Genomic DNA, 2,239 nt, shown 5'->3' with positions numbered 1-2,239 from the left:
GTGTAGGTGCCGTCGTTGTTGTCCGTCGCCGCCAGCGAGCCCGAGCTCGCGCTCAGCATCACCGTGCCCGCGCTGCGGGTGAGCGGCGTGCCGTTGGCCGAGCGAAGCTGCAGCGTGATGGTCGACGTGTCGTGCACCGGCAGCGACGCCGGCACGGCCGTGAAGGTGGAGCTGTCCGCCGAGGCCGTGAGCACCCGCAGCGTCATCGTCCCCGAGCTGCGGTTCGGCGTGGAGCCGGTGATCACCACCGTCCCGTCCGACACGCCCGTCACCAGCCCGTTCGACGTCACCGTGGCGACCGCCGTGTTGCCGCTCGAGTAGCTCACCGTGCCGCCCACCGGACGGCCCAGACGGTTGCGCACCGTGTCGGTGAGCTGGAGCGTCGCCCCCGCCGAGATCTCGGCGCTGTCCGGGTACACGTCCACCCACCCGTTCGGGTGCTGCACCGGCGAGCTCACCCACAGGAAGAAGGTGAAGCTCTCCACCGCCGCGTCCCTGCGCAGCTTCCACCGGCGCACCGCCGAGGTGCCCCCCGGCTGGATGATCTCGCCGTACGCGAAGTACTTCTGCGGCTCGCTCGTGATGAACGGCTGCGCACCGTCGTGGTTCACCGCCGTCACCACGCCGTTGTTCGGCGTCGAGGAGGTGTTCCGCGGCTCGGCGTCGAAGAACACCTTGACGGAGTCCATCGTGACGCCGTCGTGGGTGCCGATCGCCTGCCCGATCAGGTTCTTCACCCGCATGTCGAACGCAAAGGTGTCCGCCACCGTCGTCACGTTGTCCGTGAGGAGGGAGACGTTCACGTGCTGCCCGCCGTAGTAGATGCGGTCGCCCTGCACTCCGGCCGCCGTGGCCGCCGCCGGATCGGAGCAGCGCACCGTGGCCGAGCGCGTGTTCGCCACGCACTGCAGACGCAGCGGCCCCTCGGCCGGCGCGGTGCCCGGCGTGACCGGCTTGCCCACCGGCCGGTCGCCCGACGCCTGGCCCACCGCCACGCGCATGATCAGCTCCGCGTCCGCGCGGGTGATCTGCCCGTCGCCGTCCGCGTCGCCGCGGCCGGGCACGTCGAAGCTGGCCGGGATCGGCCGCCCCGCCAGGTACGCATAAACGGCAAGGGCGTCGGCCGATGTGATTCGGCCGTCGCCATTGACGTCACCCACCAGGCCGGGGTCACGCTGCTGGGCCAGTGCGGGGATCAGGGCGCCCAGCAGCAGCACCCCGGCCAGCACGGCCGCCTTGAGTGAAAAGCGACGCATCATCGTTCTATATCCTGTCGAAAGAAACCGGCGGAGGGATTTACCGGGCGGGGTAGGCGGAAACGATCAGCGGCGCACCGGCCGCGACCATGGGAGCGAGGTCGCTGAAGTCGTTGGCGCCCACCAGCTCCTGGAAGTCCAGGCTGAAGGTGCGCTGCCCCGCCGGCTTCCTGGACGCGAAGCGGAGCGTGGCCATCGTCACGTCGTCCAGCCCGCCCGCGGCGGCGCCGGCGAAGCGCACCTGCCCGGGCGAAACCTCGTGCCAGGCGCCGTCCACCCCGGCGGGGAAGTCGGCCCCGAGCACGGAGAGCTGCGCCGTGTCGTAGGCGAGCTGGGCCTGGAAGCTGGCAATGGAGGCGCTGGTCTGCACGCGGCGCAGGCGGACCTCCGCGTACGTGGTGACGGGGCCGGCCTCGGTCACCACCAGCACCGGGTGCAGCCCCGCCTTGAGCCCCGCGAACGGATCGCCGGGATTTGCCTGCTTGGGCTGCACCACGTCCTGGCAAGCGGCCACCAGGGCGAGCGCGGCCAGGGCGAATGCCGGACGGATGCGGAAGAGGTTCAGCTTCATGGGGGTACTCCGGTGGGGGTCGCGCGACGGGAACGGGATAATTCCACGGAGGGGACCACGACGGCCGCGAAGGGGCAGCCGGGGCGCGTGGTTCCGGGGAAACGAGAGTTTTGGAGAATACTGTGCTGGAGCCCGGCGCTTGGTGGGACTGGGCGCGCCCGGGGGTCGGCGCTCTAGTGTAGTGGCTGCACCACGTTTGCGCAACTGTGCAGGCGGCAAAAGTACGGATTTGCCGGATGCACGCAAACGTTGCCGCCGTACACGTTTGCCGGTTTCCGCTCCGCAGCGGTCATAGCGCGCGGAGGGGGCTCACTTCCGGTGCTTCCCGCGGCACGAACACGCTCCGGCTCCTGGCGCAGAGGAGGACGACAGCAACTGCAGGGCTCACGCGGAGGCGCGGAGACGCAGAGGA

2 protein-coding genes are annotated in these 2,239 nt (G+C 70.5%); both read right to left on the bottom strand.

The genetic code is table 11. The features are described from left to right. A partial coding sequence (locus VF665_RS03280; RefSeq protein WP_331051975.1) for a dockerin type I domain-containing protein occupies positions 1 to 1,259 on the bottom strand: 1,259 nt, incomplete at its 3' end. Positions 1,260 to 1,296: 37 nt separating this feature from the next. Next, positions 1,297 to 1,827, bottom strand: coding sequence for a hypothetical protein (locus VF665_RS03275; RefSeq protein WP_331051974.1), 531 nt, complete (start codon positions 1,825 to 1,827; stop codon positions 1,297 to 1,299). Positions 1,828 to 2,239: the final 412 nt, after the last annotated feature.

Source organism: Longimicrobium sp., assembly GCF_036387355.1.
In the GTDB taxonomy this organism is placed as follows: Bacteria; Gemmatimonadota; Gemmatimonadetes; order Longimicrobiales; family Longimicrobiaceae; genus Longimicrobium.
This window is presented reverse-complemented; position numbering and strand designations above follow the sequence as displayed.